This is a genomic window from Paraburkholderia sp. RL17-373-BIF-A, from assembly GCF_046030175.1.
Lineage (GTDB): Bacteria > Pseudomonadota > Gammaproteobacteria > Burkholderiales > Burkholderiaceae > Paraburkholderia.
This window is the reverse complement of record NZ_JARESO010000067.1, coordinates 1-25,827: the sequence shown is the minus strand read 5'-3', so window position 1 is coordinate 25,827 and position 25,827 is coordinate 1. Positions and strand designations below refer to the sequence as shown.

The 25,827-nt window shown below is 63.6% G+C and carries 17 protein-coding genes; 14 read left to right on the top strand and 3 right to left on the bottom strand.

Annotation, left to right across the window (positions count from 1 at the left end):
- The first annotated feature begins 185 nt into the window (after positions 1-185).
- Complete coding sequence (locus P0D80_RS41865) at positions 186-1,565, top strand: MFS transporter (protein ID WP_132383949.1); 1,380 nt, start codon at positions 186-188, stop codon at positions 1,563-1,565.
- Between the two features lie 177 nt (positions 1,566-1,742).
- On the opposite strand, the gene P0D80_RS41860 is transcribed toward P0D80_RS41865, so the two are convergent.
- A complete protein-coding gene (locus P0D80_RS41860; protein WP_132383951.1) occupies positions 1,743-2,111 on the bottom strand; it encodes a response regulator in 369 nt (122 codons plus the stop codon).
- 447 nt (positions 2,112-2,558) lie between these two features.
- Here P0D80_RS41860 and P0D80_RS41855 point away from each other — a divergent pair, with 447 nt between their 5' ends.
- From P0D80_RS41855 to P0D80_RS41800, 12 genes are all read left to right on the top strand, one after another.
- A complete protein-coding gene (locus P0D80_RS41855) occupies positions 2,559-3,446 on the top strand; it encodes a LysR family transcriptional regulator (protein WP_408178606.1) in 888 nt (295 codons plus the stop codon).
- A gap of 332 nt (positions 3,447-3,778) precedes the next feature.
- Complete coding sequence (amaB, locus tag P0D80_RS41850; RefSeq protein WP_132383955.1) at positions 3,779-5,278, top strand: L-piperidine-6-carboxylate dehydrogenase; 1,500 nt, start codon at positions 3,779-3,781, stop codon at positions 5,276-5,278.
- Between the two features lie 129 nt (positions 5,279-5,407).
- Positions 5,408-6,580 carry an NAD(P)/FAD-dependent oxidoreductase gene (locus P0D80_RS41845; RefSeq protein ID WP_408292530.1) on the top strand — a complete coding sequence of 391 codons (1,173 nt, stop codon included), beginning with the start codon at positions 5,408-5,410 and terminating at the stop codon, positions 6,578-6,580.
- Positions 6,581-6,702: 122 nt separating this feature from the next.
- Complete coding sequence (locus tag P0D80_RS41840; RefSeq protein WP_408292528.1) at positions 6,703-7,899, top strand: aminotransferase-like domain-containing protein; 1,197 nt, start codon at positions 6,703-6,705, stop codon at positions 7,897-7,899.
- Between the two features lie 456 nt (positions 7,900-8,355).
- Positions 8,356-10,140 carry a DUF2138 domain-containing protein gene (locus tag P0D80_RS41835; protein ID WP_408292526.1) on the top strand — a complete coding sequence of 595 codons (1,785 nt, stop codon included), beginning with the start codon at positions 8,356-8,358 and terminating at the stop codon, positions 10,138-10,140.
- Between the two features lie 45 nt (positions 10,141-10,185).
- Positions 10,186-10,842, top strand: coding sequence for a DUF1175 domain-containing protein (locus P0D80_RS41830; protein WP_408292524.1), 657 nt, complete (start codon positions 10,186-10,188; stop codon positions 10,840-10,842).
- Positions 10,839-15,656 (top strand): alpha-2-macroglobulin family protein, encoded by a 4,818-nt coding sequence (locus P0D80_RS41825; protein ID WP_408292522.1) that lies wholly within the window; start codon positions 10,839-10,841, stop codon positions 15,654-15,656. The genes P0D80_RS41830 and P0D80_RS41825 overlap by 4 nt, the downstream gene beginning before the upstream one ends.
- Before the next feature lie 16 nt (positions 15,657-15,672).
- Complete coding sequence (locus P0D80_RS41820) at positions 15,673-17,448, top strand: DUF2300 domain-containing protein (protein ID WP_408292520.1); 1,776 nt, start codon at positions 15,673-15,675, stop codon at positions 17,446-17,448.
- The gene (locus P0D80_RS41815; RefSeq protein WP_408292518.1) at positions 17,445-18,335 is read left to right on the top strand and encodes a YfaP family protein; all 891 of its coding nucleotides are present in this window, start codon (positions 17,445-17,447) and stop codon (positions 18,333-18,335) included. Before P0D80_RS41820 ends, P0D80_RS41815 begins: the two co-directional genes overlap by 4 nt.
- 22 nt (positions 18,336-18,357) lie before the next feature.
- Positions 18,358-19,173, top strand: coding sequence for a YfaP family protein (locus P0D80_RS41810; protein ID WP_408178614.1), 816 nt, complete (start codon positions 18,358-18,360; stop codon positions 19,171-19,173).
- 290 nt (positions 19,174-19,463) lie between these two features.
- Positions 19,464-20,570: a YjgN family protein gene (locus P0D80_RS41805; RefSeq protein ID WP_408292515.1), complete on the top strand. Its 1,107-nt coding sequence runs from the start codon at positions 19,464-19,466 to the stop codon at positions 20,568-20,570.
- 13 nt (positions 20,571-20,583) lie between these two features.
- Positions 20,584-21,645: a M48 family metallopeptidase gene (locus P0D80_RS41800; protein WP_408292513.1), complete on the top strand. Its 1,062-nt coding sequence runs from the start codon at positions 20,584-20,586 to the stop codon at positions 21,643-21,645.
- Between the two features lie 186 nt (positions 21,646-21,831).
- Here the strand turns inward: P0D80_RS41800 and P0D80_RS41795 are convergent, their stop codons facing one another.
- Entirely contained in the window at positions 21,832-22,308 is a 477-nt protein-coding gene (locus P0D80_RS41795; RefSeq protein WP_408292511.1) for a PRC-barrel domain-containing protein, read from the bottom strand.
- A 515-nt stretch (positions 22,309-22,823) separates the two neighbouring features.
- On the opposite strand from P0D80_RS41795, the gene P0D80_RS41790 reads away from it, so the two are divergent.
- On the top strand, positions 22,824-23,210 hold the full coding sequence (locus tag P0D80_RS41790; protein ID WP_408292509.1) for a hypothetical protein: 387 nt from the start codon (positions 22,824-22,826) through the stop codon (positions 23,208-23,210).
- Positions 23,211-23,267: 57 nt separating this feature from the next.
- Here the strand turns inward: P0D80_RS41790 and rpoD are convergent, their stop codons facing one another.
- On the bottom strand, positions 23,268-25,265 hold the full coding sequence (rpoD, locus tag P0D80_RS41785; protein WP_132383981.1) for an RNA polymerase sigma factor RpoD: 1,998 nt from the start codon (positions 25,263-25,265) through the stop codon (positions 23,268-23,270).
- Positions 25,266-25,827 lie beyond the last annotated feature (562 nt).

Sequence of the window (25,827 nt, the reverse complement as noted above, 5' to 3'; positions counted from 1 at the left end):
ATCGGCTTCCAATAATGCCAATTCCCTGAAGAAGCGGCGTGACGCAATCTTGACGTCACGCGGAGGGGCGCACTCGCGCCGCGTTACCCAAGACCATGCATAGAGCCGTCGCCATATAAAGACAGCCATGCATAACTGTTTTGCGTGCGCGGTCCAGCCGCGCACGGACCACGAGGAGACACAATTTGGCAACCGTCAATTCCGGCGCGCGGCTCGACCGCCTGCCTATCACCCGTTTCCACTGGAATATTCTCGGCCTGATCGGCGCGGGCGCTTTCCTCGACGCATTCGATATCTATCTGGCCAACGGCGCGTTAGCCGCGATGGTCAAGAGCGGCTTCACCGATCTAAGGCTCGGTTCGTTTTTCATCTCGGCGACCTTCATGGGCATGATGATCGGCGCCGGTCTGTCCGGTTATCTCGGCGACCGGTTCGGCCGGCGTTATTCGTATCAGGCGAACCTGGCGATTTTCGGCCTCGCGTCGATTGCCGCATGTTTTGCGCCGAATATCTACTGGCTGATTCTGCTGCGTTTCATCATGGGCGTGGGGCTCGGCGCGGAGCTGGTGGTGGCGGCCGGGACGTTGTGCGAATTCGTGCCGCCGGCCACGCGCGGACGCTGGACTTCGCTGCTCGCGTTGATCATCAATTCCGGCCTGCTCGGCGCGACGGCGATCGGCTATTGGGTGATCCCGCATCTGGGCTGGCGCTACATGTTTGCGATTGCCGGGATCGGTGCGCTCGTCGTGTGGTTTCTGCGGCATCGGATGCCGGAATCGCCGCGCTGGCTGGAGACGGTCGGACGGCTCGACGAGGCCGAGGCGACGGTGTCGGCGATCGAGCGGCAAGTCGAAGCGCGTGTCGGCAAGTTGCCGCCGGTGGCGCGCGTGATGAGTCATGAGGTGCCAGCCGCGCCGTTCTCGGCGCTGTTCGCGCGCGGCATGATCGGCCGCACGCTGGTGGCGGCGCTGACCTGCATGGCGATCAACATGTCGCTGTATGGATTCGTCGCGTGGTTGCCGACGTTCTTCGTCAAGGAAGGGCTGACGATCGTGCAGTCGCTGGGATTCGTGCTGTTGATGTCGTTCGGCGCGCCGGCCGGCGCGGTGGTCGGGTATCTGGTCACCGACCGGATCGGCCGGCGTAACGGCATCGTGCTGTTCTCGCTCGTGACGATCGCGCTCGGCTTCGTGTACGTGCAGATGCGGACGCCGGCGGCGATTTCCGTGGTTGGGTTCGCGCTGGTGACGGCGATCTATACGGTCTGCACGCTGGGACTGTTCGGCTACATCCCGGAGTTGTTTCCGACTGCGCATCGGCTGCGGGGAACGGGTGTCGCCGGCACATGCGGACGCGCCGCATCCATGTCCACGCCTTATGTGGCGCTGTTGTTGTACACGCACTTCGGCGTGACCGGCGTGCTGACTATGGTCGGCGGGGTGCTGCTGTTGCTGAGCGTGGCGATCCTCGCGCTGCGGATCGAGACGAGTCAGCAGACGCTCGAGGACATCTCGCCCGATGCCGATCTGACGCCAGCCGGAGAGTTGTTCGAGAAGTCGGTATAGGCAATTGAGCGCATGAGCGCGGTCCGTCGATTCGCTCTTTCAGACGCGATCGCGCTCCAAAGGAACCGCACCTTGATGCCGCACCACTGCGCTCGCGGACCAGCGCGTGCCCCGCTTTTGTGCGCGCTTCTGGCTGGCGAGCGTATCGACGACGCTTGCGCCGCGGACGTAAAGCGTTCAACAGACGGCCGGTGCCGCCGCATCGCTTTCACATTCGGCCAGCAACGAGAGCAGCTTGTCCAGCGCGAACGGTTTCCTGAGAAAGCCTTTGACGGGTAAGGCAGGCGCTTCGCCGCTGCCGCTCGTCAGAATGACGGGTACGGACGCCAGTTCACTGCGGGCCTGCATCGATTCGATCAGTTCGGCGCCGTCCATGTTGGGCATGCGCCAGTCACACACCACGGCGCTCACGCGCGTGCGTTGCAGTCGTTCAAAAGCTTCGGCGCCGTCCGCCGCCGTGGCGACCGTGTAACCGCGGCCGACCAGCACGGCGCGCAGCGCGGACAATGCCTCGGGTTGGTCGTCGACCAGTAATACGCGACTCATATTGCTTATGCCTGAAATATTCGGTTGGACTGCGCCTCGGGTATTCGTGGCGCCGGCCGTGACAGGGACGTGGGCTAAATTGCCATGTGTTGTTGTCCTGTCGAGCCGCAGGCTAAAGCAAGTGCTGTGCCTGGCGATGTGCGGCGGCGCGTAAGCACGGCTTGCGGGGAGTCATGACGCGCCGCCAGAATCCGTTCAACGCAGCGCGGAGGGGGCACGAGAGCGCATTGCAGGGAATCGATAAGGTCGCGCGCGCCGATCCGGGCATGAAGGTCGGAGCGCGAGCGGTAAGCGGTTCAACGCTTACCTGTATCGCTGCGTCTAATGCATGAAGTTGCGGGCGAGACCAGTGGCTCTGCCGAAACGGTTTAGCGCTTCCTTCACGCCCGGTTAAGATTGGCCTTTGTCTTGCGAGCGCCCAGCGGCGCTTCAACCCAGGCCTTCATCATGCATTTCGATTTCGTGGACTTGCGCTTGCTCCTCAATATCGCCGACACGCAGAACCTGGCGCGCGCGGCGGAGCGCTCGCATCTGTCGGCGCCCGCGGCAAGCAACCGGGTCAAGAATCTCGAGGAACAACTGGGTTTCAAGCTGCTCTATCGCACCAGCCAGGGCGTGACGCTGACGCCCGCGGGCGAAGCCTTCGTGCATCACGCGCGGCTCGTGCTCGAACGGGTCGAGCATCTGGCCGGCGACATGCAGGAGTACGGCGAAGGCATCAAGGGACACGTGCGCATCTGGGCCAACACCACCGCGATCAGCGAGTTCATGCCGGCCGTGCTGAGCCATTTTTTGCGCGATCATCCGGACGTCAACATCGATCTGCGCGAAGTGTTGAGCGGCGAAATCGTCAAAGGCGTGGCGGACAGCGCGACGGATATCGGCATCGTCGCGGGCAATGTGCATGCGGAGCATCTGGAAATGCTGCCGTATCGCGACGACCGGCTCGTGCTGGTCACGTCACGCGATCATCCTTTGGCACGTCTGGCGTCGGTCGACTTTGCGCAAGTGCTCACGGCCAATTTCGTGAGCTTGCCGACGTCGAGCGCGATCCACGCGTTCATCACCAGTGCCGCCGATGCGCTTGGCGCGCGGCTGAAACTGCGCATTCAGGTCGGCAATTTCGAAGCCGCTTGCCGGATGATCGAAGCGGGCGTGGGCATCGGCATCGTGCCGGAATCGGTCGCGCTGCGGCACAAAAAGACGATGCAGATCGCCACGGTCGGACTGAACGACCCGTGGGCGGAGCGCAAGCTCAAGATCTGCGTGCGCAGCCTCAAGGACCTGCCGCCGTTCGCGCGTGTGCTGGTCGACAGGCTGATGGCGGGCATTTGAGGCCGACGTCCGTTGACGTTCACTCCTGCGCGTTGTCGGCCCGGTTGCGCCAAGGCGCCGCCAGCGCGGCCCGTGCGAACGCGTCGAAGTCAGAGACCCCGTATTTCCAATAAGAAACGAGTGTGACAAGGCTGGCGTGCTGGCGCGCGGTTCGTGCAGGTGCCGGCAACGTACGGCACGTTGGGCTCGACATGCTAGCCAGTCCATGCAGAGCAAGCCTTCCCGAGCTTTCCGCCGACCGGCTCCGGGCAAATACCCTTGCCGCCGCAAAAACCCGCGTGTATAGTTTCCGAACTTACTCTTGTTTCGCATCGGAAATTAAAGGGATTCTCATGGACGCTTCCACCATCCTCGCCGACCTCGGCATCGCCCACGCGGCGCAAGCCGGCGACATCGCGGTTCACTCGCCCATCACCGGTGACCTCATTGGCCGCGTGGCCAGCAATACGGTGGCGGAAGTCGACACGGCCCTCGCCCAGGCGAAAGAGGCGTACACCGCCTGGCGCAACGTTCCCGCGCCGCGGCGCGGCGAACTGGTGCGTTTGCTCGGCAATCGTCTGCGCGAGAAAAAGCAGGCGCTCGGCAGCATCATCACGCTCGAGACCGGCAAGATTCTTCAGGAAGGCTTGGGCGAAGTGCAGGAAATGATCGACATCTGCGATTTCGCGGTCGGTCTGTCGCGTCAGTTGTACGGTCTGACGATCGCCTCGGAGCGTCCGGGGCATCGCATGGCGGAGACGTGGCATCCCATGGGCACCTGCGTCGTGATCTCGGCATTCAATTTTCCGGCCGCGGTGTGGTCGTGGAATGCGGCGCTCGCGCTGGTCTGCGGCAATGCGGTGATCTGGAAGCCGTCGGAAAAGACGCCGCTCACCGCGCTCGCCGTCAATCAGATTCTCAGCGAAGCGCTGCAAGAGTTCGGCGACGCGCCGGCCGGCCTCACCGCCTTGATCAACGGCGGCCGCGACGTGGGCGCGAAGCTGGTGGCCGATCCGCGCGCGTCGATCGTCAGCGCGACGGGCAGCACGGAAATGGGCCGCACGGTCGGCGTGGAAGTGGCGAAGCGCTTCGGCCGCTCGCTGCTCGAACTCGGCGGTAACAACGCGGGCATCGTCACGCAAACCGCGGATCACGAACTCGCCATGCGCGGCATTCTGTTTTCGGCAGTGGGCACGGCGGGCCAGCGTTGCACGTCGCTGCGCCGTCTGTTCGTGCATGAGAGCGTGTACGACAAAACCATTGAGCGTCTGAAGCAGTTGTACAGCAAGGTGCCGATCGGCAATCCGCTCGAAAAGGGCACACTGATGGGTCCGCTGATCGACAAGCAATCGTATGGCCGCATGCAGGAAGCGCTGCAACAGGCCACCGCCGAAGGCGGCAAAGTGTTCGGCGGCGAACGCGTCGACGTGAAGGGCTATGAAAACGGCTACTACGTGCGTCCGGCGATCGTCGAAATGCCGTCGCAAACGTCGGTGGTGCTGAAGGAAACCTTCGCGCCGATTCTGTACGTGTTGCGCTACACCGATTTCGCCGACGCAGTCGAGGCGAACAACGCGGCGGTGCACGGTCTGTCGTCATGCGTGTTCACGACCGATCTGCGCGAAGCGGAGCGCTTCCTGTCCGACTCGGGCAGCGACTGCGGCATCGCGAACGTCAACATCGGACCGAGCGGCGCGGAAATCGGCGGCGCGTTCGGCGGCGAGAAGGAAACCGGCGGCGGCCGCGAGTCGGGTTCGGATGCGTGGAAGGCCTATATGCGCCGTGCCACCAACACGGTGAACTACTCGTCGGCGCTGCCGCTCGCGCAGGGTATCGACTTCAATATCGGCTGATACCGTTCGCTTGACCGGCCAAAAAGCAGCGGCGCATTCTTGCGCCGCTGCGGCTTTACACAACCTTCTTCAGCAATCCGTTTGCGCCGCCGGCGTTTGCGAGCGGCCACGCTACTCGTGGAGTAAGACGTGAGTTCCAAAGTCGTGATCGTCGGCGGTGGGGTGATCGGCAGCTCAATTGCGTATTTCTTGCGGCTGTCCGATCCGACAGTCCGCGTCACGGTAATCGAACGCGATCCGACTTATGCGCGCTCGTCGTCGGCATTGTCGGCGGCGTCGATCCGTCAGCAATTCTCCACACCGCTGTCCATTCAGATGTCGTTGTTCGGCATCGAGTTTCTGCGCTCGATCGGCGAACGGCTCGAGGTCGACGGCGCCAAGCCGTCGATCGATCTGCACGAAGGCGGCTATCTATTCCTCGCGACGCCCGCCGGCGAGACGACGCTGCGCGAGAACCACGCGCTGCAAACGAGTCTCGGCGCCGATATCAGTCTGCTCGACAGCCACGCGTTGCAAGCGCGCTTTCCCTGGCTCAACACGGAAGACCTCGTGGCTGGTGCATATGGTGAGAGCGGAGAGGGCTGGTTCGATGGCTACGGACTCGTGCAGGCGCTGCGCAAGAAGGCGCAGTCGCTCGGTGCGCGCTACGTCGCCGCTGATGTCGCCGCCATCCATCGCGATGGCAAACGCGTCACGCAAGTGCAGACCGCGAACGGCGAGGCCTATGCTTGCGACGTGGTGGTCAATGCCGCCGGCGCGTGGTCGCGCAAAGTCGCGCAAATGGTCGGCATCGACATCCCCGTTTACGCGCGGCGCCGCAGTATTTTCAATGTCACGTCGCCGGGGCAGCTCGAACGGTGTCCGTTGCTGATCGATCCGAGCGGCGTGTATTTCCGTCCCGAAGGCAAATCGTTTATCTGCGGCACGTCGCCGTCAGCGGATAACGACCCCGACGATCTGCCACTCGACGAGGTCGATCATGCTCTCTTCGACGACGTGATCTGGCCGACGCTCGCGCATCGTGTGCCGCAATTCGAGGCGCTGCGTGTGCAGAACTGCTGGTCCGGCTATTACGAATACAACGTGCTGGATCAGAACGCGATCATCGGCTATCACCCGGATGTCGATAACTGCATTTTTGCCAACGGTTTTAGCGGACACGGTTTGCAACAAGGCCCGGCGACGGGGCGCGGCATCAGCGAACTGATTCTGCATGGCCGCTACGCCACGCTCGATCTGGGTTCGTTGAGCTTCACGCGCGTGCTTGAAAACCGGCCCATCGTGGAGAAGAACGTGGTGTAGCCGCGCGCGCCGGGGTGATGCGGAAAACGCAATACGTAGTGCGTAGATATCGTTTGCCGCCCATCCTGACGACGGCCACAATCGACGCCGATCTTCCCTCTCGAAACAAGCGGCCCGTCACCATGTTCACGTTCAATCCCGCATTCGAAGCGCCGACCGGTTCGCCGATCCGCGAGCTTTTCAAGTATCTGGCGCAACCCGGCATGATCTCGTTTGCCGGCGGTTATCCGGCGAGCGATCTGTTCGATCGTGAAGGGCTTGACGCCGCTGCGGCACGCGCGTCGCAACACACCACGCTCTGCCTGCAATACGGTCCCACCGACGGCCTTCTCGTCCTCAAGGAACAACTCGCGCAGCTGATGGCGCGCCGTGGCGTGTCGTGTACGCCGCAGGAATTGCTGGTGACGACCGGTTCGCAGCAAGGCTTCGATCTGCTGCTGCGCGTGATGGTCGCGCCCGGCGACGTCGTGCTGGTCGAGCAGCCGGCTTATCCCGCGACCTTGCAAGCGCTCAAGCTGCAAGAGGCCGACGTCGTCACCATTCCCGTCGATCAGGACGGACTCGATGTCGACGCACTCGCCGCGCTGCTCGAAGCCGGCACACTGCGCCGCGCACCGAAGCTGTTGTACACGGTGCCCACCTTCGCCAATCCGACCGGCGCGACTTTGTCTCTTGGACGCCGCACGGCTTTGCTGAAATTGGCGGCACGTCACCGCTTTCTGATCGTCGAAGACGATCCCTACGGCGATCTGCGCTTCAGCGGCACAGCGTTGCCTTCGCTGCTCGCCCTGAGCGAGCAGGTGCCGGGTTCACGCGATTGGGTCGTGCATTTTTCCAGTCTGTCGAAGATCGTCGCGCCGGGTTTGCGTGTCGGCTGGATGCTCGCGCACGTGGAGATTCTTCGGCGCTGCGTCGTCGCCAAGCAGACCGTCGATCTGTGCAGTTCGCCGTGGACCCAGGGGATCGCCGCGGAGTACCTCGCGAGCGGTGCGCTGGAGCGTCATTTGCCGCGCATCGTCGACGCCTACGCCGTGAAATGCCGCACGCTGTGCGATGCGCTCGACGCGCAACTGGCGGAACAGATCGCGTTTCATCGTCCTGCGGGCGGCATGTTCGTGTGGGCGCGATTGAAGGCCGGTCAGAATGCGTCCGATTATCTGCGCGCTTGTATCGAGCGTAATGTCATGTTTGTGCCGGGCGTCGCGTTCTATAAAGACAATATCGATTCGTCGGCATTGCGCTTGTCATTTGCCGCGCCCGGTGTGGCCGATATCGAAACCGGCGTGCAGAGAATGAAGCTGGCGCTCGAGCATTTTTGACGACGGCTAAGGCAGTACTCGCGTAAAGTAGTAATCACGATGCTTGAAATAAACCCGGCGAGCACACAGCATGCAGCCGGGTTTTTTACGCGTACGCTAAATTAAGCGGATTTAGCATAAAGGCTCCGAACGAGTAATGCCATGTATGCCGATGGGCCCTATGCGTAAAGCGTCGGGCCATGTGCCGCGTGTTCCTGTCTATAAGTGCCGCACTGGCTTGCGCCGGTTTAACGAACCGAATCGGCGCATCCAACAAACACATTTCCTAATGGCTTAATCAGGCACATGTCCGATTTTTGTCAAACTCCTCAAGCAAGTCTGACTGTTAAATAGGAAGCGTCGCTGGTTTCCGGTTAAAAATATCGGTTATCATCGCTGCCTTCGGAGATTGATCCCGCTGGCTTAATCCGCTGGGCATCCGCGTTAATACCGTCGCATCGAACCAGAAGAAATCAGATGAAGATGTCGCGCAAAAAGATTGCAATCCTGGTAGTCGGTCTTCTGGTCGTGGCCGGCGTGATCATTCAGGCGGTGTGGCGTCCATTTGCGCATCGCAAAGTCGCCGAGAACAGCGAAGTCGTCCTCGATATTCATCACCCTGACGCGGTGATCGACAGCGAAGCGCTCTCGCGTTTGCCGCGCGACATTCTGCGCGTGCCGCTGTTGCATGACGTGCTGACGCAAGACTTCGTCGACTACTACGAATCGAGCAATACGCGGCTGTCCGCCGAAGGCGCGCTGCGGCGTCTCGCTTTCGAACATCAACTCGACTGGCGCGACGAACTGATCCGCCGTGTCTTCGACGAACCCGCGCACGTGCTGCTGTGGCGCTCGCCCGACGGCCGCCTCGGCTACTGGGTGATGTCGATGCATCGCAACGGCTTCGCCAAGCTGCTGCAAGGCGTGGGCAACCTCGCCACGAGCGATGCGCAACTGAGCCAGGTGGCGAAGCTCTCCGGCGACGTGCCGGTCTATGCATTGAAACTCGCGGTCGGCCGCACGCTGCTGTTCGCCACCAAAGAGGACCGCCTGGTGGTGCTGTCCGCACCCGGTGTATTGCTCGACGGCAAGGGCGGTTTGCTGAGCGAGCGTGCCGACGCCGTGTCCGAGATGCTTTCGTCGGGCCGTGACGACGCCGCGCATGCCTATCGGCTCGACGCGTCCGGCGACGCGCCGAAGGGCCATCGGCTGGTGGTGTCGGCGAATTACCTGTCGTTTGGTTATCAGGCGTTTTTCTCAGGCATCGACGCGCTGCGCTTCGACTTCTCGCCGAACGGCAACGCCGCGGCGAACTGGCAAACCTCGGCGCTGATCGAGCCAGGCAAGTTGCCGCAGCAATGGAACGGCGCCGACCTGTGGCGCGCTTTGCCAGCCAATGCGGCGGCCTGTACAAGCTTGCCGGCGGACTGGAAAGAGGCCTCGGGTCTGTTGGGCAAGGTGACCGACGGCGGCGCGGACAACGCCGCCGCGATCGGCGACCAGCTCACCGGTCCCGCGGCGGTGTGCTGGTATGCGAAGTCCACGCTGGTCGCGCCGGTGTTCGTCGCGCGCGTGAAGCAGCAGGACGCGGCCGGCATCGCCGCATTGAAGACCGCGCTCGGCAAGACTTTCGGCAACGTGATCGGCGCCTATGAAGCGAAGGCGGCCAAAGCCGACGGCGCCGAATCGGGCTATCGCCGCTTGCCGGTCACCATGCGTGACCAAGGCGCGGATGTCACCGTGTGGCAGCGTCCGGTTAGCGCGCGTTCGGGCACGGCGGTGAGCAGCAAGGCGTCGTTCGCGTCGCAGTTGTCGGCGGAACGCTATTTCCCGGTCACGCTCGCGCTCGCGCACGGCTATCTGATTTTCTCGCCGGACGGCCGGCTCGTCGACGATACGCTCGCGGTGCTCGACAAGCGCTATCCGGCGCTCGCCGATACGCTCGCGCCGCAACGTCTGCCGCGAACGATTCTGACGCTCACGCCGTCGTCGGCTGCCGCGCTGATCGAACGCGAGGCGGGCGCGGCGTTGCCGGCGGATCAGGAAGCGGTGTTCCGCAACGCATCGCGCACGCACCTGGTGCCGAAGCTGCACGCGCTCGCTCATTACCCGCCGGTTTCGCTGACGCTGCCGCAGGACCTGCCGGGCTCGACGGGCTGGGTGCCGGTGGAGTGGTGGTTCGATCGCGCGAAGGCCGATGCCGGTGCGAATACCGCCGCTGCCGATACGCCCGCGGATCAGCCCGGCACTGAGGGCGACTGAGTGCGCCGCCTTCGCGTCTCCTCGCGCCGCGCATGGCTCGCGCGCATGGCTTCACTATGCGCGCTGGCAAGCCTCGCGCCTTACGCACACGCGCTCACCACCACCGCCGCATCCCCTGACCCCGACGCACTCTCACCGCAACAATCCGCGGCGTTTCGCGCGTGGTTCGCGCGCATCGTCGACCAGCAGATGCGGCGCGGACCGACCCCGCGCTGGACGCAACGCGATTGCGCGGGTCTCGTGCGCTTCGCCGTCGGGGAAACGCTCAGGCCGCACGACACCAAATGGCTGCGCGCCAACGGCATGACCAGTCTCGCCGATACCAGCAGCATGCCGCCCGAGCTGCAACTGTCCGCGCCGCAGCGCACGATCGCCAACCGCTGGACCCAGCTCGACGGTTCCACCGGCGCGTACGCATCGGCGATCGCACTGATTCAACGCAATAGCCGTTTTGTTTCGAAGGACGTGAACCAGGCGTTGCCCGGTGATCTGCTTTTCTTCGACCAGGGCGACGACCAGCATCTGATGATCTGGCTGGATCGCTACATCGCTTATCACACAGGCACCGTCACGCCGACCGATACCGGTCTGCGCGCCGTCGCCGTTTCCGACCTGATGCAATGGAAAGATTCCCGCTGGCAGCCGCTCGACGGCAATCCGAATTTCGTCGGCGTGTTTCGTTTGGACTTTTTGACACCATGACCCGAATGATTTCCGTCACGCCATCGAGTGCTTGGTTGGGCAATGCGCGCCGTCGCGCGGCATGCACGTTCGCCGCATTGCTCCCGGTCTTGCTCGCGGCCATGATGCTCGCCATCGCACCGGCCGCCCATGCCGACGACGACGCCGCGAGCGCCGCCGCCGCCGATGCCAACATCGCCGGAAATCCGACGCTGCAGACAGCGCCGTCGAGCAATTTCAGTTCACAGAAGGTCGACGGTCAGCCGTTCTTCCTGCTTTCGGACGCGAGCTTCGGCAGCGATCAACTGGCGCAGGTGCGGCTCGAAGCGCCCGGCCGCGATTTCAAGGACGCGTTGCAGGCTTTTGGCGGCGCGGACATCGTCGTGTATCGCGTGCCGAAGCCGCTGGACTTTCTGAAGGCGCAAAAGAATCTGCATCGGTTGAATGTCGCGCCGAACTATCAGGGCGAAGGGCTGGCGAACACGCTCGCGTATCTGTGGGACCGCTGGTTTACCGAAGCACGCCGCGCATGGCAGCGTGTGTTGTCGTTCGCGACCCGCAGCAAGGCGACCGAAGCGGCGCCGCAATTCAAACTCGGCGAGCAGACCGGCAAGCCGACGCAATTCGAGCCGAACTCGCAATTCGCGCCGCTCAAAGGCTACGACATGGTCGCGCGTTTCCGCTATCCGATCTGGGATGCGAAAGTGATCGAACCGCCCAAGGGCGTGAACCTCGCGGGCAGCAGCAGCAACTTTATCGAAGCCAGTTCGGGCAACGTGATGATTCCGGTCGGCAAGCTGCCGCCGGGGCTGTATATCGTCGAGGCGGTGATCGGCAACTATCGCGCGCACACGCTGTTGTTCGTGTCGGACACGGTGGCGGTGGTGAAAGCGGCATCGAGCGGCATGCTGGTGTGGAGCACGCGGCGCGATAACGGCAAGCCCGTGGCGAATACGGAAGTGAACTGGACCGACGGCGTGGGCGTCCTGCAAAGCGGCTCGACCGGCAACGACGGCGCGCTGGTGCTGCAACACGTGAGCCCCGAGCGCAGTTATGTGCTTGGCACCGATCCGCAGGGCGGCGTGTTCGTCTCCGAGAATTTCTACTACGACAGCGAGATCTACAACACGAAGATCTATGCGGTCACCGACCGTCCGATGTACCGGCCGGGTGATCCGGTGCATGTGAAGTTCATCGGCCGCACGTTCCAGAACGCGACGCAATCGTCGGCGCCGGCAGAGGCCGATATCAAGCTTGACGTGCTCGATCCGAACGGCGCGCCGGTGGCGACCAGCAAGGTGCATTTCGCGTCGGACACGGGCGCGGACACCGCGTTCACGCTGCCCGCCGATGCCACCGCCGGCGGCTACACGCTGCGCTTCGACTACAACGGCGATGTATACGGCAGCGCATTTCGTGTCGCCGAATATGTGAAGCCGCACTTCGACGTCAACCTGTCGATGGACAAAGCCGACTACGCGACCGGCGAGACGCTGAAGGGCAAGATCCAGTTGCGCTATCCGGACGGCAAGCCGGTGCGCGACAGCAAGATCTCGGTCACGCTGCGCGCGCAGAAAGTGACGATCGTCGACGGCGAACTGCGTTACGCGGGTCTGTTCCCGGTCAAGCTCGAACAACAGGAACTGAAGACGGATAGCGACGGCAACGCGAGTCTCACGCTGCCGGCCGCGAAGGAGCCGAGCCGCTATGCGTTGACGCTGTTCGCGCAGGACGGCGCGGCGTACAAGGTGCGCGTGACGCGCGAAGTGCTGATTGCGCGCGGCGCGACGCCCTATCGTTTGACCACCGCCAAATCGTTCTCGCAACCGAAGGAAGCAGTCAGCTTCGATCTGCAGGCGCTCGGCGCGGTCGATCCGGCGTCGCATGCGCCGTCGAAATGGGAATGGACGCGCCTCGAATCGCAAACGCATGGCGAAGGCGCGTTGAAGGGCGCGAGCGCGGGCGGCAAGCTGTCATTCCCGGTGACGTTCGACGAACCGGGCTCCTACATGTTGTCGGTCAAGGACGACCTGGGCAACCTGCTCGCCGCGTCCAGCCACTGGGTCGTGGGCGATGGCCTGAAAGCGATTCCGGGCAGCGTCGAGATCGTGTTCGATCGCGACAAGTACAAGATCGGCGATACCGCCGAAGCCCTGATCACCTTCCCGATGCCGGTGGACGACGCGTTGCTCACGCTCGAACGCGACAACGTCGAGCGTCGCGCGCTGCTCACGGCGGGCGGCGACTGGCTGCAATTGCAGCGTGTGGCGCCGTCGCAATGGAAAGCGCGCATCAAGGTGGGCGAAGACTTTGCGCCGAACATGACGTTCTCGGTGCTGTACGTGCACGCCGGCGAATACGTGTTCCAGAACGCAGGCATTGTGGTCGCGCAGCCGCAGATCGAACTGAACGTGAAAAGCGACAAGCCGGTGTACGGTCCGGGCGACACGGTCACGCTGAATTTCGACAGCACGTTGAACGGTAAGCCGGAAGCGGCGAATCTGACGGTGAGCGTGGTCGATGAAATGGTCTACGTGTTGCAGCCGGAAATCGCGCCGAATATCCTCGACTTCTTCTATCACCCGCGCCGCAATAACGTGCGGACTTCGTCGAGCCTGTCGTTCATCACTTATGACCTTGCGCGCTCGCCGCTGAAGGGCGCACCGGGTGGACCGCAACGCGCGAACTACAACGAGCGCGGCGTGAAAGTGCTGGAACGGCCACGCCGTGACGATCAGGACACGGCCGCGTGGGAAGGCAGTCTGAAAACCGACGCGAACGGCCATGCCACCATGACATTCAAGATGCCGGATTCGCTGGCGCGCTGGCGCATCACGGTGCGCGCGGCGGCGCCGGACGGCATGGTCGGTCAGCGCACCGCTTACGTGCGTTCGGACAAGGCGCTGTATCTGAAGTGGAGCGGACCGTCGCACTTCCGCGTCAACGATCAGCCGGCCATCGACATGATCGCCTTCAATCAGACCGACGCGGACATGGACGCGCAGTGGGTGGTCGAAGGCGGCGGGTTGTCGCTCAATCAGAAGGTCACGCTCAAGCGCGGCGCGAACTATCTGCGTCTGCCGAGCGGCGCGTTGAAAGATGGTGTGATCAACGCGACGCTGCGCAGCGCGGGCAAGGACGTCGACCGTCTGCAAACCACGATTCATCTCGACGCGAGCGGGTGGCTCGATCTGCATCAGAACACGGTGGCGCTCGACGGCTCGAACAAGCCGCTCAATCTGCCGCAAGATGCGCAGGGTGTCGGCGTGCGTTTCATCGGCAGCGCGCAAAGCCAGTTCATGCGCGTCGCCGACGATCTGATCAACTATCCGTACGGTTGCGCCGAGCAGACCTCGAGCCGTCTGATTCCGCTGGCGCTCGCGCATGATGCGATCGGCCACGGCCGTGGCTACGACGATAGCGCGAGTTCGACGCAAGGGCTCGAAGCGCTGCTGCGCAACCAACGGCAGCGTCTGGCGATGCTTGCGGGCGTCGGCGGCACATTCGGCTGGTGGGGCGATACCACCGGCGGCAGCGCGCTGATCACGGCCTATGCGTATTACGCGGACTGGCTCGCGAGCCGCAGCCTCGGCATCAGCCTTCCCGCCGACAACTGGCAGCACGCGATGGACGTCTATCGCGACGCCGGGGCGAAAGAGCCGCTGCTGCATCGTGCGCTGGCCTTGTGGTTCATGCAGCAGATGGGCTTGCCGGTTGCGACGCCGGTGTCGGGCGTCGCCGCGGACCTGATGAGCGATGCGGCGGCCACGGCCAATGCGCCCGCGCGCGACGGCACGTATGGCGCGTCGGACAGCATCGTGTTCGCGCAAGCCGATTCGCCGCGCGGCAAGCAGATGGCGACGCTGCTGATCGCCAGCATGGCGCGCAGCACGAGCGCGCAATTGCCGGATGGCTTCGACGCCGCGGCAAGCGCCGCGCGTACCGCGTTGAGCAACGATCCGGCGCCGCTCGTGCAAAGTCTGCTGGTCATGTCGGGCGGCGACGGCGGCGCGGCGGTCGATGCATCCGCCTTGCTCGCGAAGAGCAGCGCCGATTATCCGACGCTCGATCGCGCGTTGACGCTGTTGTGGTTGCGCAAGGCGCTAGGCGGCGATGTGCCGGCCGCGTCGTTGCCGTCGCTGCAAGGCGCGGGCTGGACACGCGCCGCGACGCCGACCGGCACGCCGCTCTACAAGTGGACCGGCGCGGGACTGCCGACCACACTCGCCGCAGGCGCCGCGCGTACCGACGTCAACGCGCTGGTTTCGTTCCGCAGTCATACGAGCGAGGACAGCCGTCTTAACATCACCGTCGAGCGCCGTTTCTACAAGCTCGAACCGGTCGAGATCGCGGTCGATCCGAAGATGGGAGCAGCAGGCGGCGAGAGCCAGTTGGGCCGCTCGACATTCACCGCGCGTCTGGTGAAGCAGAACGACGCGATCGACAGCAACGCGCTGTACGTCGACGAAGTCACGCTCACGCCGCGCTCCGGCAACGCGTACCACTACGGTCTGCTCGACGTGCCGCTGCCGCCGGGCGGCAATGTCGAGGCGACGAGCTGGGGCGTATCGATCGACGGTCTGCCGGGCGCGAAAGATGGTGCCAGCGGTCCGCAGCCGTTCCAGCGCGTTGCGTCGTATGAGATGGGCGAGCTGGCTTATCACCAGCCCGTGCCCTTGCTCGACCGGCCGGTCACGCTGCGGCAACTGGTGCGCTTCGCGTTGCCGGGCACGTTCGCGCTGCCGCCCGCGCGCTACTTCCGCATGTATCAGCCGGACGCGAAGGCGTTCGAAGGCGGCAAGAGCGATCGCGTGACGACGTTGCGCATTCAGTAAGCGAGACGAGACCGCCATGTTCCGCACGCTTCGGCCTCTACGCGATCGTCTGGCAGCCAGGCTGCGGATCGCGCTTGCCGTGGGCGTCGGGTTCGGTTGCTGTGTTTGCAACGGCACCCTCGCGTATGCGGCGACTTCATCTCAAACGGTGTCCGGTTCGCAGATGCTGCGCTTCGCCTGGCTGCGCGACGGCCAGAGCCAGCTTTGGCAAGTCGACGGCAGCGGTGCCGCGGTCGGCTTCTCGCCGCAGGGCGCGGGTGTCTTGCCTGCGACGCTGGAGACGCCGCTCGGCAGCGTATGGAAGCTGTTCGTCTACGGCTATCTGGTGGACCGCAACATCGCCACGCCGGACTACGCCTGCAACGGCGGCGATCCGGAAGAAGTGTATTGCTGCATGACAGGCGGTCACATCGACCGTGAACATGCGTTGGTGCAGTCATGCGGGCTCTTTTTCGAACCCGCGCGCCTGCAGCTCGATTCCGCCGACTGGCGCAAGTATTGGACGGCCGCTCACGCGCCCACATGGCTGCGCGATCTGCATGCCATGACGCCCACGCGCCTCGTGCCGGTGACCGAACTGCTCGCCGCCTTGCAGGCGATGCCCGTCGGGCCGCGCGAAGCGGCGGCGAGCACGCTGGTGTCGGTGCTGACCAGCGGACGCGGCGAAGGCACGGTGTCGCTTTACGGCAGCGTGCTGCGCGCCAAGACGTGGACGATGCCGGACCCGGCGCGTCCGGGCGCTTCGATCGGCGGCGCGGCGGGCTGGCTCGCCGACGGCACGCCGGTATGGCTGGGCGGTCCGGGCGGCAGCGCGCGCGTGCTGGCGGCCGCCGCACCGCGGATTGCGCCGCTGCTCACGCAAGTCACCGTGCCGGACGACGGCGCTTGCGTTCTGGTCGATTTCTTCAGCCGCTATCCGATTCGCGAAGTGCTCGGCGATAAAGGACCGGCCGCTGCGTCCGAGGGTCCGTTGCGCGGTGATCTCCGGGTCGGCTTCGTCAATGGCAATTGGGCGCGGGTGACGAGTCGCGGCGAGCTGCGACTCGATCGCGATGCGGCCGGCGCGCCGCAAGTGGTCGGCCGATTCGGCATGAACGACTATGTGGCCCGCGTGGTCGAGCGCGAAGGCGACACGAGCCAGGCGGAAGCGGCGAAGGCGTTGGCGGTCGCGGCGCGCACCTACGTCGTACAGCACGGCAACCACGATCACGGCTGTTTCCGTATCGACGACAGCAGCAGCACGCAGCGCGTCCTGCCACGCGCGCCGACGGCCGCCGCGCGCCATGCCGCTGATGTGACCGATGCGTTGGTGCTGACCGGTGTGCCGGTTCAGTATCACCACGACAAAGCCGCGCCAGGACAAATGAGCTGGCTGGCCGCGAAGGCCTCCGCGCAAACCGGCCTCACTTTCGACGCGATTCTCGCGCGCACCTGGCCGCAAGCGACGCTGACTTCGTTCCAGAGTCCGCTTTCGGGCGACTGCGTCGAGGTGGCCGGCGCGCAGGCATGGCTGCAACGCAACGCGCCGTTGTGGGCGCGGCGCATGGACGGCGCGGCGGGCTACGAAACGCCCGATCTGCCCGCGGTGTGCGCCGTGCGCGAAGGTCGGCCGTATGCGGATGCGCAGCGCAATCGCGTGTACGTGTATCGCTTGCAGACCGAAGAGGACCGTATCGCGTTGGCGCATGAATACATCCACCTCGCGTTCCAGCATCATCCGCGTGGGCTCGATGAGACGTTCGTCGAGCGCACCGCGCGCACGCTGATTCGTACCGACAATTCGATCCAATGAATACCGTCTCGTGCTCGCCGATATCCTTGTTGCGCTGGTCGCCTTCGCGGCTCGCTATCCGTGTTCGCGCCGTCGTAACGCTGGCCGCGGTCGGGGCTGCGTTTGCGCTCTGCACTGCTGCGCCGAATGCCGAAGCCGCCGACGCCGACGGCGCGATCGCCGATCTGACCGGCTCGTTCGGCGGTTGGCGTCACAGCGGGTTGACGAACGAGGGCGAGCATTTCGTCGCGGCTTATCCGCGGCCACCGGTCGATCGCGGCGCGCAGCGCTATCGCACGCTGATCGAGGGACGCCTGAAGCACATCGACAAACACGCGCGCAAGCCGCCGACGCTGGTCGTCAACGGCAATCCCACACCGCTCTACACCGACGACGAAGGCGCGTTCGCGCGGCCCTGGGCGTTCGGCGCGGGTTCGAACAGCATCGAGCTGATTTCCGCCGACGGCAAACAGCACCAGCGCATGCAATTCTACGAAGCCGACCGTAGCAAGCCGCAGGCGAAGCTGCGCGCGATGGTCACGTGGGATGATCCGCATGCGCAGGTCGATCTGCATGTGATCACGCCGGGCGGCCTGCATGCCTTCTTCGCCAACCCGACGCTTGAAGACGGCAGCGGTTTCGACGTCGATTCGGTGGACGGCGCGGGGCCGGGGATCTTTTCTTCGGCGGCACCCGAGCATGGCACGTGGCTGTTCTTTCTGAATTACTGGGGCAATTTCGATTCGACCGGCTACAACTTCGACGCCGCCGCGCACGATCGCGACGTGATTACGGCGACGTTGACGCTGGTGTTCAACGAAAACACGCCGAACGAACGGCGTGAAACGATGGTCGTGCCGCTGCGCAAGATCGGCGACCTGATGCTCGTGAAAAGCGAGCGACTCTGACAGCGGGATGGGAGCAGTGACGATGAAGGTCGAGACGACGGGTTGGATGATGGCGAGCCGCGGTTGGCTCGCAATGGCCTGCGTGGCTAGTTTGGCCTGCTTGCTGGTAGCGCCGGCGGCGCACGCGAGCGACATCGACTTCGCCGCGCCGTTGAACGGCTGGCGCAACACGAGTGGCGATAGCGAGCGTTATACGCAGGACGTGCACTACCCGGCGGTGGCGGTGTCGACGCCGGAGGGGCAGTCCAAATTCGCGCTGATCGAAGGGCAGATCCGCAACACGCCGAAGAAGAAGGGCACGTCGGTGGGCACGCTGGTGGTCGACGGCACGCCGCTGCCGCAGCGCGTGGAAGAGGACGGCAAGTTCTCGCGGCCGTATGCGTTTCCTGCTGGCAGCAACGGCGTCGAACTGCGCGCGCCGGACGGCAGCCGCAAGCGCGTGCAGTTCTACGACGCCTACAGCGGCAAGACCCAGCCGAAGCTGCGCGTGCTGCTCGCGTGGGACACCGATGGCACCGATCTGGATCTGCACGTCGTCTCGCCCGACGGCGCGCACACCTGGTACGGCGAGCGCGTCGCGCCGAACGGCGGCGCGCTCGACGTCGACGTGACGACGGGCTATGGGCCGGAGATTTACTCGTCCGCGGCGCCGTTAAAGGGCACGTATCTGGTCTATGTGAATTACTACGGCAGCGGTAATAGTGGCGCCGATATGACCGTCGCGCAGGTGACCATCATCACGAACGAGAATACGCCGAACGAAAAGAGCGAAACGATTCGCGTGCCCATGCGCAAGGCAGGTGAATTGACGCTCGTGAAAACGTTTGTCTTGCCGTAAAAGCAGCGGACGCGAGTGGCTTATGATTTTTCTGAGTGCGACGATGCGAAATGGCTTAATTTGTTGATAAACCTTCACTTAATAAAGGCGAGATTTTCATTAAGTAGGAAGAGTGTTTATAAATCAACAAAAGCGTGTAATGATCGCGCTCATCGGCTTGCTTTTTCGTCAGCCGGTTTTCAAATGCTTGCGCGAGGTAAGCCAGTTTTGCGCGGGGCCGTCGCTAGCCCGCAACGCATACGCCAGCGCGGGCCATAAAAACGTCAGTTTGCGAATGGGGCAGAAGAAAAATGAATTCACTCGACCAGAAGCAGCCGCTCTTGACCTATGACGGCAAGATTGGGGAGTTGTACGGGATCTTCATCAAAAATCTGCTGCTGCAGATCATCACATTAGGCATTTATCGATTTTGGGCGACCACCAATACTCGCCGATATATCTGGTCGCGCATGCGTTTTCAAGGTGAGCGGTTTGAATACACCGGGACCGGCGGTGAATTGTTCAAAGGGTTTTTGCTGGCGATCGCGATTATGATCGGCGCGGTTATCGGCGCGGGCATTCTCAGCGCGGTTCTGCGCGCCGTTACGGGAAGTGCGTTGCTGGGCGCGTTGCCGTTTCTTGCGCTTTACGTCGTGATCGCAGTGGTCGCGGCGGGCGCGTATTTCAGCGCGCAGCGTTATCGCCTGAGTCGCACGCAGTGGTGCGGGATTCGCGGCGGCATGACCGGTTCGTCCTTCGTCTACGGCGTGTATGTGTTGCTGTATGGCCTGCTGTGCATCGTCACGCTCGGTCAGCTGGTGCCGTGGGTGTCGATGCGCCTCGCGGAACGCCGCATCAACGCAAGCAGTTTCGGCAGCTTGCCGTTTCACTTTGAAGGCCGCGCCCGCGCGTTGTATGCCGCGTTCGTCGGTACGTTTGTCGGCGTGGTCGCGCTGCTGGTCGCACTCGGGGCGATCTTCTTCAAGAGCTTCATGGCGCTGCTGCCGATTGGCCACGCTCCGCTGAAGGGAAACGATCCCGCGGCGCTCGCCGCTGTCGGCTCGGTGTTTCTGTTTTACGTGCTGTTCATCGTCGGCGCGTTGCTGATTCAGTGCTTCTACCTGGCGCTGCTCACGCGCCATGTCATGGGCAATACGACGCTGGGCTCGCAACTGCGCTTCGGCAGCAGCGTCACCGCGGGGCGTCTGCTCGGCATGATCCTCGGCAATCTGGCCATCGTCGTGTTCACGCTGGGCTTGGGTTTGCCGATCGTGCTGCATCGCGTGATGCGACTCGCGGCGGATACGCTGCAAGTGTCCGGTCAGCTCGATCCGCAGACGCTGGCTCAAAGCGATCAGGCGGCGCCGCGTACCGGCGAGGGCATGCTGAATCTGCTCGATCACGGCGGCGCGTTCTGATTCTGAGGCGGCGTTGACCTTCTCCGATTCAGAGGGCGCGCACTCGACGGGCACGCGCTTTTACGACGGTCGCAGTGCCGCTGCTCATGCGGTGACGCTGCGCTGGAGCGACGCGTTTCTCTCCATCGACGGCGAAGCGGGCGAACTGGCGGTGTGGCCGCGAGCGCGGCTGGTCGTCGGCGAACCCGATCCGGAAGGACGAGTCGCGTTGTCGTGCAAAGGCGAGTCGGGCCGCGTGTCGACCGATCCTGCTACGTTGCCGGCGCAGATCATGCCGCGGCGCATGAAGCGGCGGCACTATCTCGGCTGGCTGATGGTCGGCGTGGTGGCGCTGGTGCTCGCGTTCGTGCTCGTCGTGCGACTGCCGGCGGTGGGCGCGGCGCTGGTGCCGCGCAGCGCCGAAAACCAGCTCGGCGAGATGGTGGAGGCGGTCGTCGTCGGCAAGGACAAAGTGTGTCGCGGTGAAGAGGGACAGCGCGCGCTAGAGCGACTCGAAGCGCGGCTCGCTCATGCTGCGGGTATCGCGCAACCGGTCCACCTGGAGGTGGTCGACCGCAAGATGGTCAATGCGCTGACGCTGCCTGGCGCACGCATGGTGATCATGCGCGGTTTGATCGAGCGAGTCGGCAATGCAGATCAACTCGCCGGCGTGATGGCGCACGAGACCGGACATATCGCGCGACGGGATCCGATGGTCGCGTTGTTTCGCGGCGCTGGTATCGGCGTGATCAGCGCAACGCTCGGCATCAATCTCGGCTTCGCCGATGTGTCGTCGCTGGCTGGGCGACTCGTGGGTTTGTCGTATAGCCGCGATATGGAGCGCCTCGCCGATGCGAACGGCGTCGCCTATCTGCAAGCAAGTGGCTTGCGCAGCGACGGGCTCGCCGGTTTTTTTGCGCTGACTGACACGCGCAACGGCACGCGCAACGGCAATGCCGGCGCTGCGGTGGAATTCCTTTCGGATCATCCGCGGACGAGCGATCGGCAAAAGCAAAGCCAAGGGTCACCGCTCGGCGACAGCGCGTTGACGCCGCGCGAATGGGCCGCTGTCCGCTCGATGTGCGGCAAGCCGTGAGCCACGCGACTCATTGAGAGCGCAGCGATGAAAGCCAATGCGTTCAAGGAGTTGGAGGAGTCATGCGCAGGTTGTCCACAGCCTTGCGAACAGTTTCTGTGGACAAATGCTGTGGACTTGGTTCGATCGCGAGCACGCCCTCAGCAAGAAGGCGGCTCGTGATGCTCGATGCACGTCGTTGGACGATCAAAGGTCGGAGTCCAATCTCCGCTCTTCGATGACGTCACGCGTGGCCGCCCAATACGGCGGACGGTTGTAGTACTCGTGCACGGACGTGCCCCATTGCATGTCCACCATCGAAGGCCAGTTATCCTTATCGAAGCCCGGCGCGTTCTTGATGCGTTCGGCGCTTGCGTCGAGCACGAAGCACTTGTCGTCCGTGTCGAGCGTGAGCGCGCTCCAGGGAATCGCGTGAAGCGTGTCGCCTATGCCTAGAAAGCCGCCGGTGGATAGCACCGCGTAAGCGATTCGGCCGCCGCGTACGTCGAGCATGATGTCGGAGATCTTGCCGACATGTTCGCCGTCGGACGACATCACCTTGTTTCCATCGAGCGTCGATGCCGCCATGACATCCGGTCCGGGTCCGTCACCGATGCCGACTCCAACAATATTTGCGCCCTGTGCGCCGGCGGATGCCGGGACTTGGGGATCGAACGTGGTCATGATGTGCTCCTCGTAAAAAGCGTACATGGGGAGCGCGCAACGACTATGCCTGTTACCTGGGGAATGGTTGGCGCGGGAGCGCCTTCTGACGGTTGCCGCCGCCCGTTGCCGCCCGGCAGGTGTGGGTTGCTCGGCCATGCGGCGGTGCGCACCTGGAATCGCGCAATTGTGGGAAGCGTTACCGGCGAATGTTGCGCGACCGCGGCGGGTGACGCCACGGCTCGACGCAATGGGCCAAGCCGCGTTTCGGCGCGTAGCTTGCGCAAACGGATCTTGTCGGGCTGTTCAGCGCGAGGTGGGATGCCGAGCCCGGCGGCGCGAGGACGCAGCGATCCAAAGGAAAGCGCTTACCCTTTCTTACCGGAGCTCAAGTTTCGACGCAATGGGGTCGATAGGTGTTGTAGCCGGCCGTGCGTCGTCCACAAGCTGTTTGCGGCGCTATTGCATAGGTGCTCGATTCGCCGCTAGCGGCCGGCGGCCGGCGCATCGAATAAGCGAAATCAACGGAGGTTGCTATGCAAATCGACAGTGCGTTGTCGTCGACACTGCCGGGACCGGACCGCGTGACGACGAAAAGCCCGTCCGCAGCGGACGACGCCGTCATGCTGACATCGACGGTGGATGCACCCACGCAGGATGACGCCGTCCATATCTCCGCGGAAGGCGCGGCGACGGCGACGGCGGCTCAAGATGGCAATACGGGCCAGGGCGACGCAGTCAGCGATTCTGCAAGCCAGGGCACACCGGCATCCGGCGTCTCAGCGGTGAAATCGTTTGCGTACGGCACGCTCGGGCTCGAGCGTCCGGATCAGCCTCAGGAAGCGCACAACGCGTTCTATACGGCGGGGCGGTGGCTGGCAGCGGGCATCACGATCGGCGGGATCATTTCGCTGCTTGCTTGAGAGAGGGAGAAAGAATGCGCTTGCCGGGCGTGATGCACGACAAGCGCTATTGCTGGCTTAGCGGTCGAGGAACGACTTCAGGCGATCAGCGCGGCTCGGATGCATCAGCTTGCGCATGGCCTTGCTCTCGATCTGACGAATCCGCTCACGCGTCACGTCGAACTGCTTGCCGACTTCTTCGAGCGTGTGGTCCGACTTCGTGTTGATGCCGTAGCGCATACGAAGCACCTTGGCTTCGCGCGGCGACAGCGAGTCGAGCGCGTCGTCGATGGCGGCGCGCAAGTCGGCTTGCATCGCTGCGTCGGCCGGCGAGGACGCTGCCGAGTCTTCGATCATGTCGCCGAGCGTGGCATCGCCGTCGTCACCGACCGGCGTTTCCATCGACACCGGCTGCTTCGCGATCTTCAGAATGCCGCGCACCTTCTCTTCCGAGAGTTCCATGCGTTCCGCGAGCACGGACGGATGCGCTTCCTGACCGGTCTGCTGCAGGATTTCGCGCGAGATGCGGTTCAGCTTGTTGATCGTTTCGATCATGTGCACCGGCACGCGGATCGTGCGAGCCTGGTCGGCGAGCGAGCGCGTGACGGCCTGGCGGACCCACCACGTTGCGTACGTGGAAAACTTCCAGCCGCGACGGTATTCGAACTTGTCCACCGCCTTCATCAGGCCGATGTTGCCTTCCTGGATCAGGTCGAGGAACAGCATGCCGCGGTTCACGTACTTCTTCGCGATCGAGATCACGAGACGCAGGTTCGCCTCGATCATCTCGCTCTTCGCCTTGCGCATCTTCGATTCGGCCGCGACCATCTGGCGGTTGATCTCTTTCAGATGCTTCAGCGGCAGCGAAACCGTTGCTTCGATTTCGATCAGCTTTTGCTGTTCGGACTGAATTGCCGGCAGATGGCGCTCCAGCGCCGCGCCGTACGACGATGACGGGCGCGCGGCGCGTTCCGTCCAGCCGAGGTCGGCCTCATGACCGGCAAACGACTCGATGAACTTCTCGCGCGGCATGCCGCTCTTCGAAACGACGATTTGCAGAATGTTGCGCTCGATCGCGCGAACTTGCGCAACCTGTTGCTGCACGTCGCCGCACAGGCGATCGATCGTGCGCGCCGTGAAGCGGATCTTCGCGAGGTGCTGCTGGATCTCTTCGCGCGCACGCTGGTACGCCTTCGAGGTGACGTCGCCGCGCGTATGCGACGCGTTCATCTGGTCGGACAGCATGCCGACCTGGGCGAAGATTTCGAGGCAGTCGCTCGTGAGTTGCTTCAGGCGTGCTTCGTCTGCTGCCGAGGAGTCGGCCGGGCCGACGTCGTCGTCGCTGTCTTCTTCGTCGTCGCTGTCGGTGTCCGCGTCGACGTCGGCGGATGCGTCCGCGCTTGCGCTGTCTTCTTCGGCGGCGAGCGTGTCTTCATTCAGACCGTCGACCAGTTCGTCGATGCGCAGCTCGCCGTCGGCAACCTGCTGGGCGCTCGCCAGAATAGCCGAGATCGCGAGCGGGCAAGCGGCAATCGCCTGCACCATTTCATGCAGGCCGTCTTCGATGCGCTTCGCAATCGCGATTTCGCCCGCGCGCGTTAGCAGCTCGGTCGCGCCCATCTCGCGCATGTACATGCGCACCGGGTCGGTCGTGCGGCCAAATTCGGAATCGACGGTCGACAGGGCGACTTCGGTTTCCTCGTCCGCCTGATCGTCCGACACCACGGCGGGGGCGTTCGAGTTCAGCAGCAGCGTTTCGGCGTCCGGGGCCTGTTCATAGACCTGCACGCCCATGTCGTTGAACGCGCTGACAATGCTGTCGATCGCGGCCGTTTGCGCGAAGTTGTCGGGCAGATGGTCGTTGATCTGCGCGTGGGTCAGGTAACCTTGCTCCTTACCCAGCTGGATCAGCGCACGCATCTGGCGCTGACGTTCTTCGGCTTGCTGCGGCGGCAGTTCGGCCGCCACGGGGATCGCTTTACCGGCGCCCTTGCCCTTGGCCGTACGGCCCGAGGGGGCTTTGGCGGTGTAGGCGGCGGTTTCGTGTTGCGAATCTTCGCGATCAAAAGGGTTCACGTATTCTCCTCTAGAGGCTTCGCTATGAGACGCAAGACGCGACCGTCAGGCGTTTCGAGCATGGCTCAACATCACCTGAGTGACTCAACGCGGTTGTTTGGCTGTGCTCTGGGGAGCAAAAAAGATGAGCCCGCTCGAAGCGGGCCGATAGAAATGTGCGAAATTCGCGCGGCTCGCATTATATACGAGCTTGGGGCTTCGCGCTCATCCTGTGCACATCATTTCATCATGCGCGTTTGTCGCAGGTTCGTCCTTGGGCCGCTGGTCGGGCGTAGAGCGGTCGCCGGTTCGATGCATCTAGGTGCGTGCACATTCGCTGATTTCAAGCTTCTCACTATAGAGGAGTTCGGTCGTCCTGACACGACGGGGTCGCGTTTGCACCACTCTCCCTATATATAGGGGACGCCTGTTTCTGGCGTCGATCGGCGTCTGGTCAAAAGAAAATTCACAAAAGGGGGTTGACGACGTGTCAGTCGCTCTCCATAATCTCGTTTCTCTGCTGCTGATGCAGCGACGCAGAACGAAGCGGTGCCGGGTGGTTGTGATGTTGACGACGCGCGGC

What these genes read in the sequence shown, in the direction of transcription:
- P0D80_RS41790 (WP_408292509.1), top strand. Translation starts at nt 22,824, where the DNA reads ATGCAAATCGACAGTGCGTTGTCGTCGACACTGCCGGGACCGGACCGC.
- amaB (WP_132383955.1), top strand. Translation starts at nt 3,779, where the DNA reads ATGGACGCTTCCACCATCCTCGCCGACCTCGGCATCGCCCACGCGGCG.
- P0D80_RS41820 (WP_408292520.1), top strand. Translation starts at nt 15,673, where the DNA reads ATGTTCCGCACGCTTCGGCCTCTACGCGATCGTCTGGCAGCCAGGCTG.
- P0D80_RS41830 (WP_408292524.1), top strand. Translation starts at nt 10,186, where the DNA reads ATGGCTTCACTATGCGCGCTGGCAAGCCTCGCGCCTTACGCACACGCG.
- P0D80_RS41795 (WP_408292511.1), bottom strand. Translation starts at nt 22,308, where the DNA reads ATGACCACGTTCGATCCCCAAGTCCCGGCATCCGCCGGCGCACAGGGC.
- P0D80_RS41805 (WP_408292515.1), top strand. Translation starts at nt 19,464, where the DNA reads ATGAATTCACTCGACCAGAAGCAGCCGCTCTTGACCTATGACGGCAAG.
- P0D80_RS41815 (WP_408292518.1), top strand. Translation starts at nt 17,445, where the DNA reads ATGAATACCGTCTCGTGCTCGCCGATATCCTTGTTGCGCTGGTCGCCT.
- P0D80_RS41835 (WP_408292526.1), top strand. Translation starts at nt 8,356, where the DNA reads ATGAAGATGTCGCGCAAAAAGATTGCAATCCTGGTAGTCGGTCTTCTG.
- P0D80_RS41855 (WP_408178606.1), top strand. Translation starts at nt 2,559, where the DNA reads ATGCATTTCGATTTCGTGGACTTGCGCTTGCTCCTCAATATCGCCGAC.
- P0D80_RS41860 (WP_132383951.1), bottom strand. Translation starts at nt 2,111, where the DNA reads ATGAGTCGCGTATTACTGGTCGACGACCAACCCGAGGCATTGTCCGCG.
- P0D80_RS41825 (WP_408292522.1), top strand. Translation starts at nt 10,839, where the DNA reads ATGACCCGAATGATTTCCGTCACGCCATCGAGTGCTTGGTTGGGCAAT.
- P0D80_RS41810 (WP_408178614.1), top strand. Translation starts at nt 18,358, where the DNA reads ATGAAGGTCGAGACGACGGGTTGGATGATGGCGAGCCGCGGTTGGCTC.
- P0D80_RS41840 (WP_408292528.1), top strand. Translation starts at nt 6,703, where the DNA reads ATGTTCACGTTCAATCCCGCATTCGAAGCGCCGACCGGTTCGCCGATC.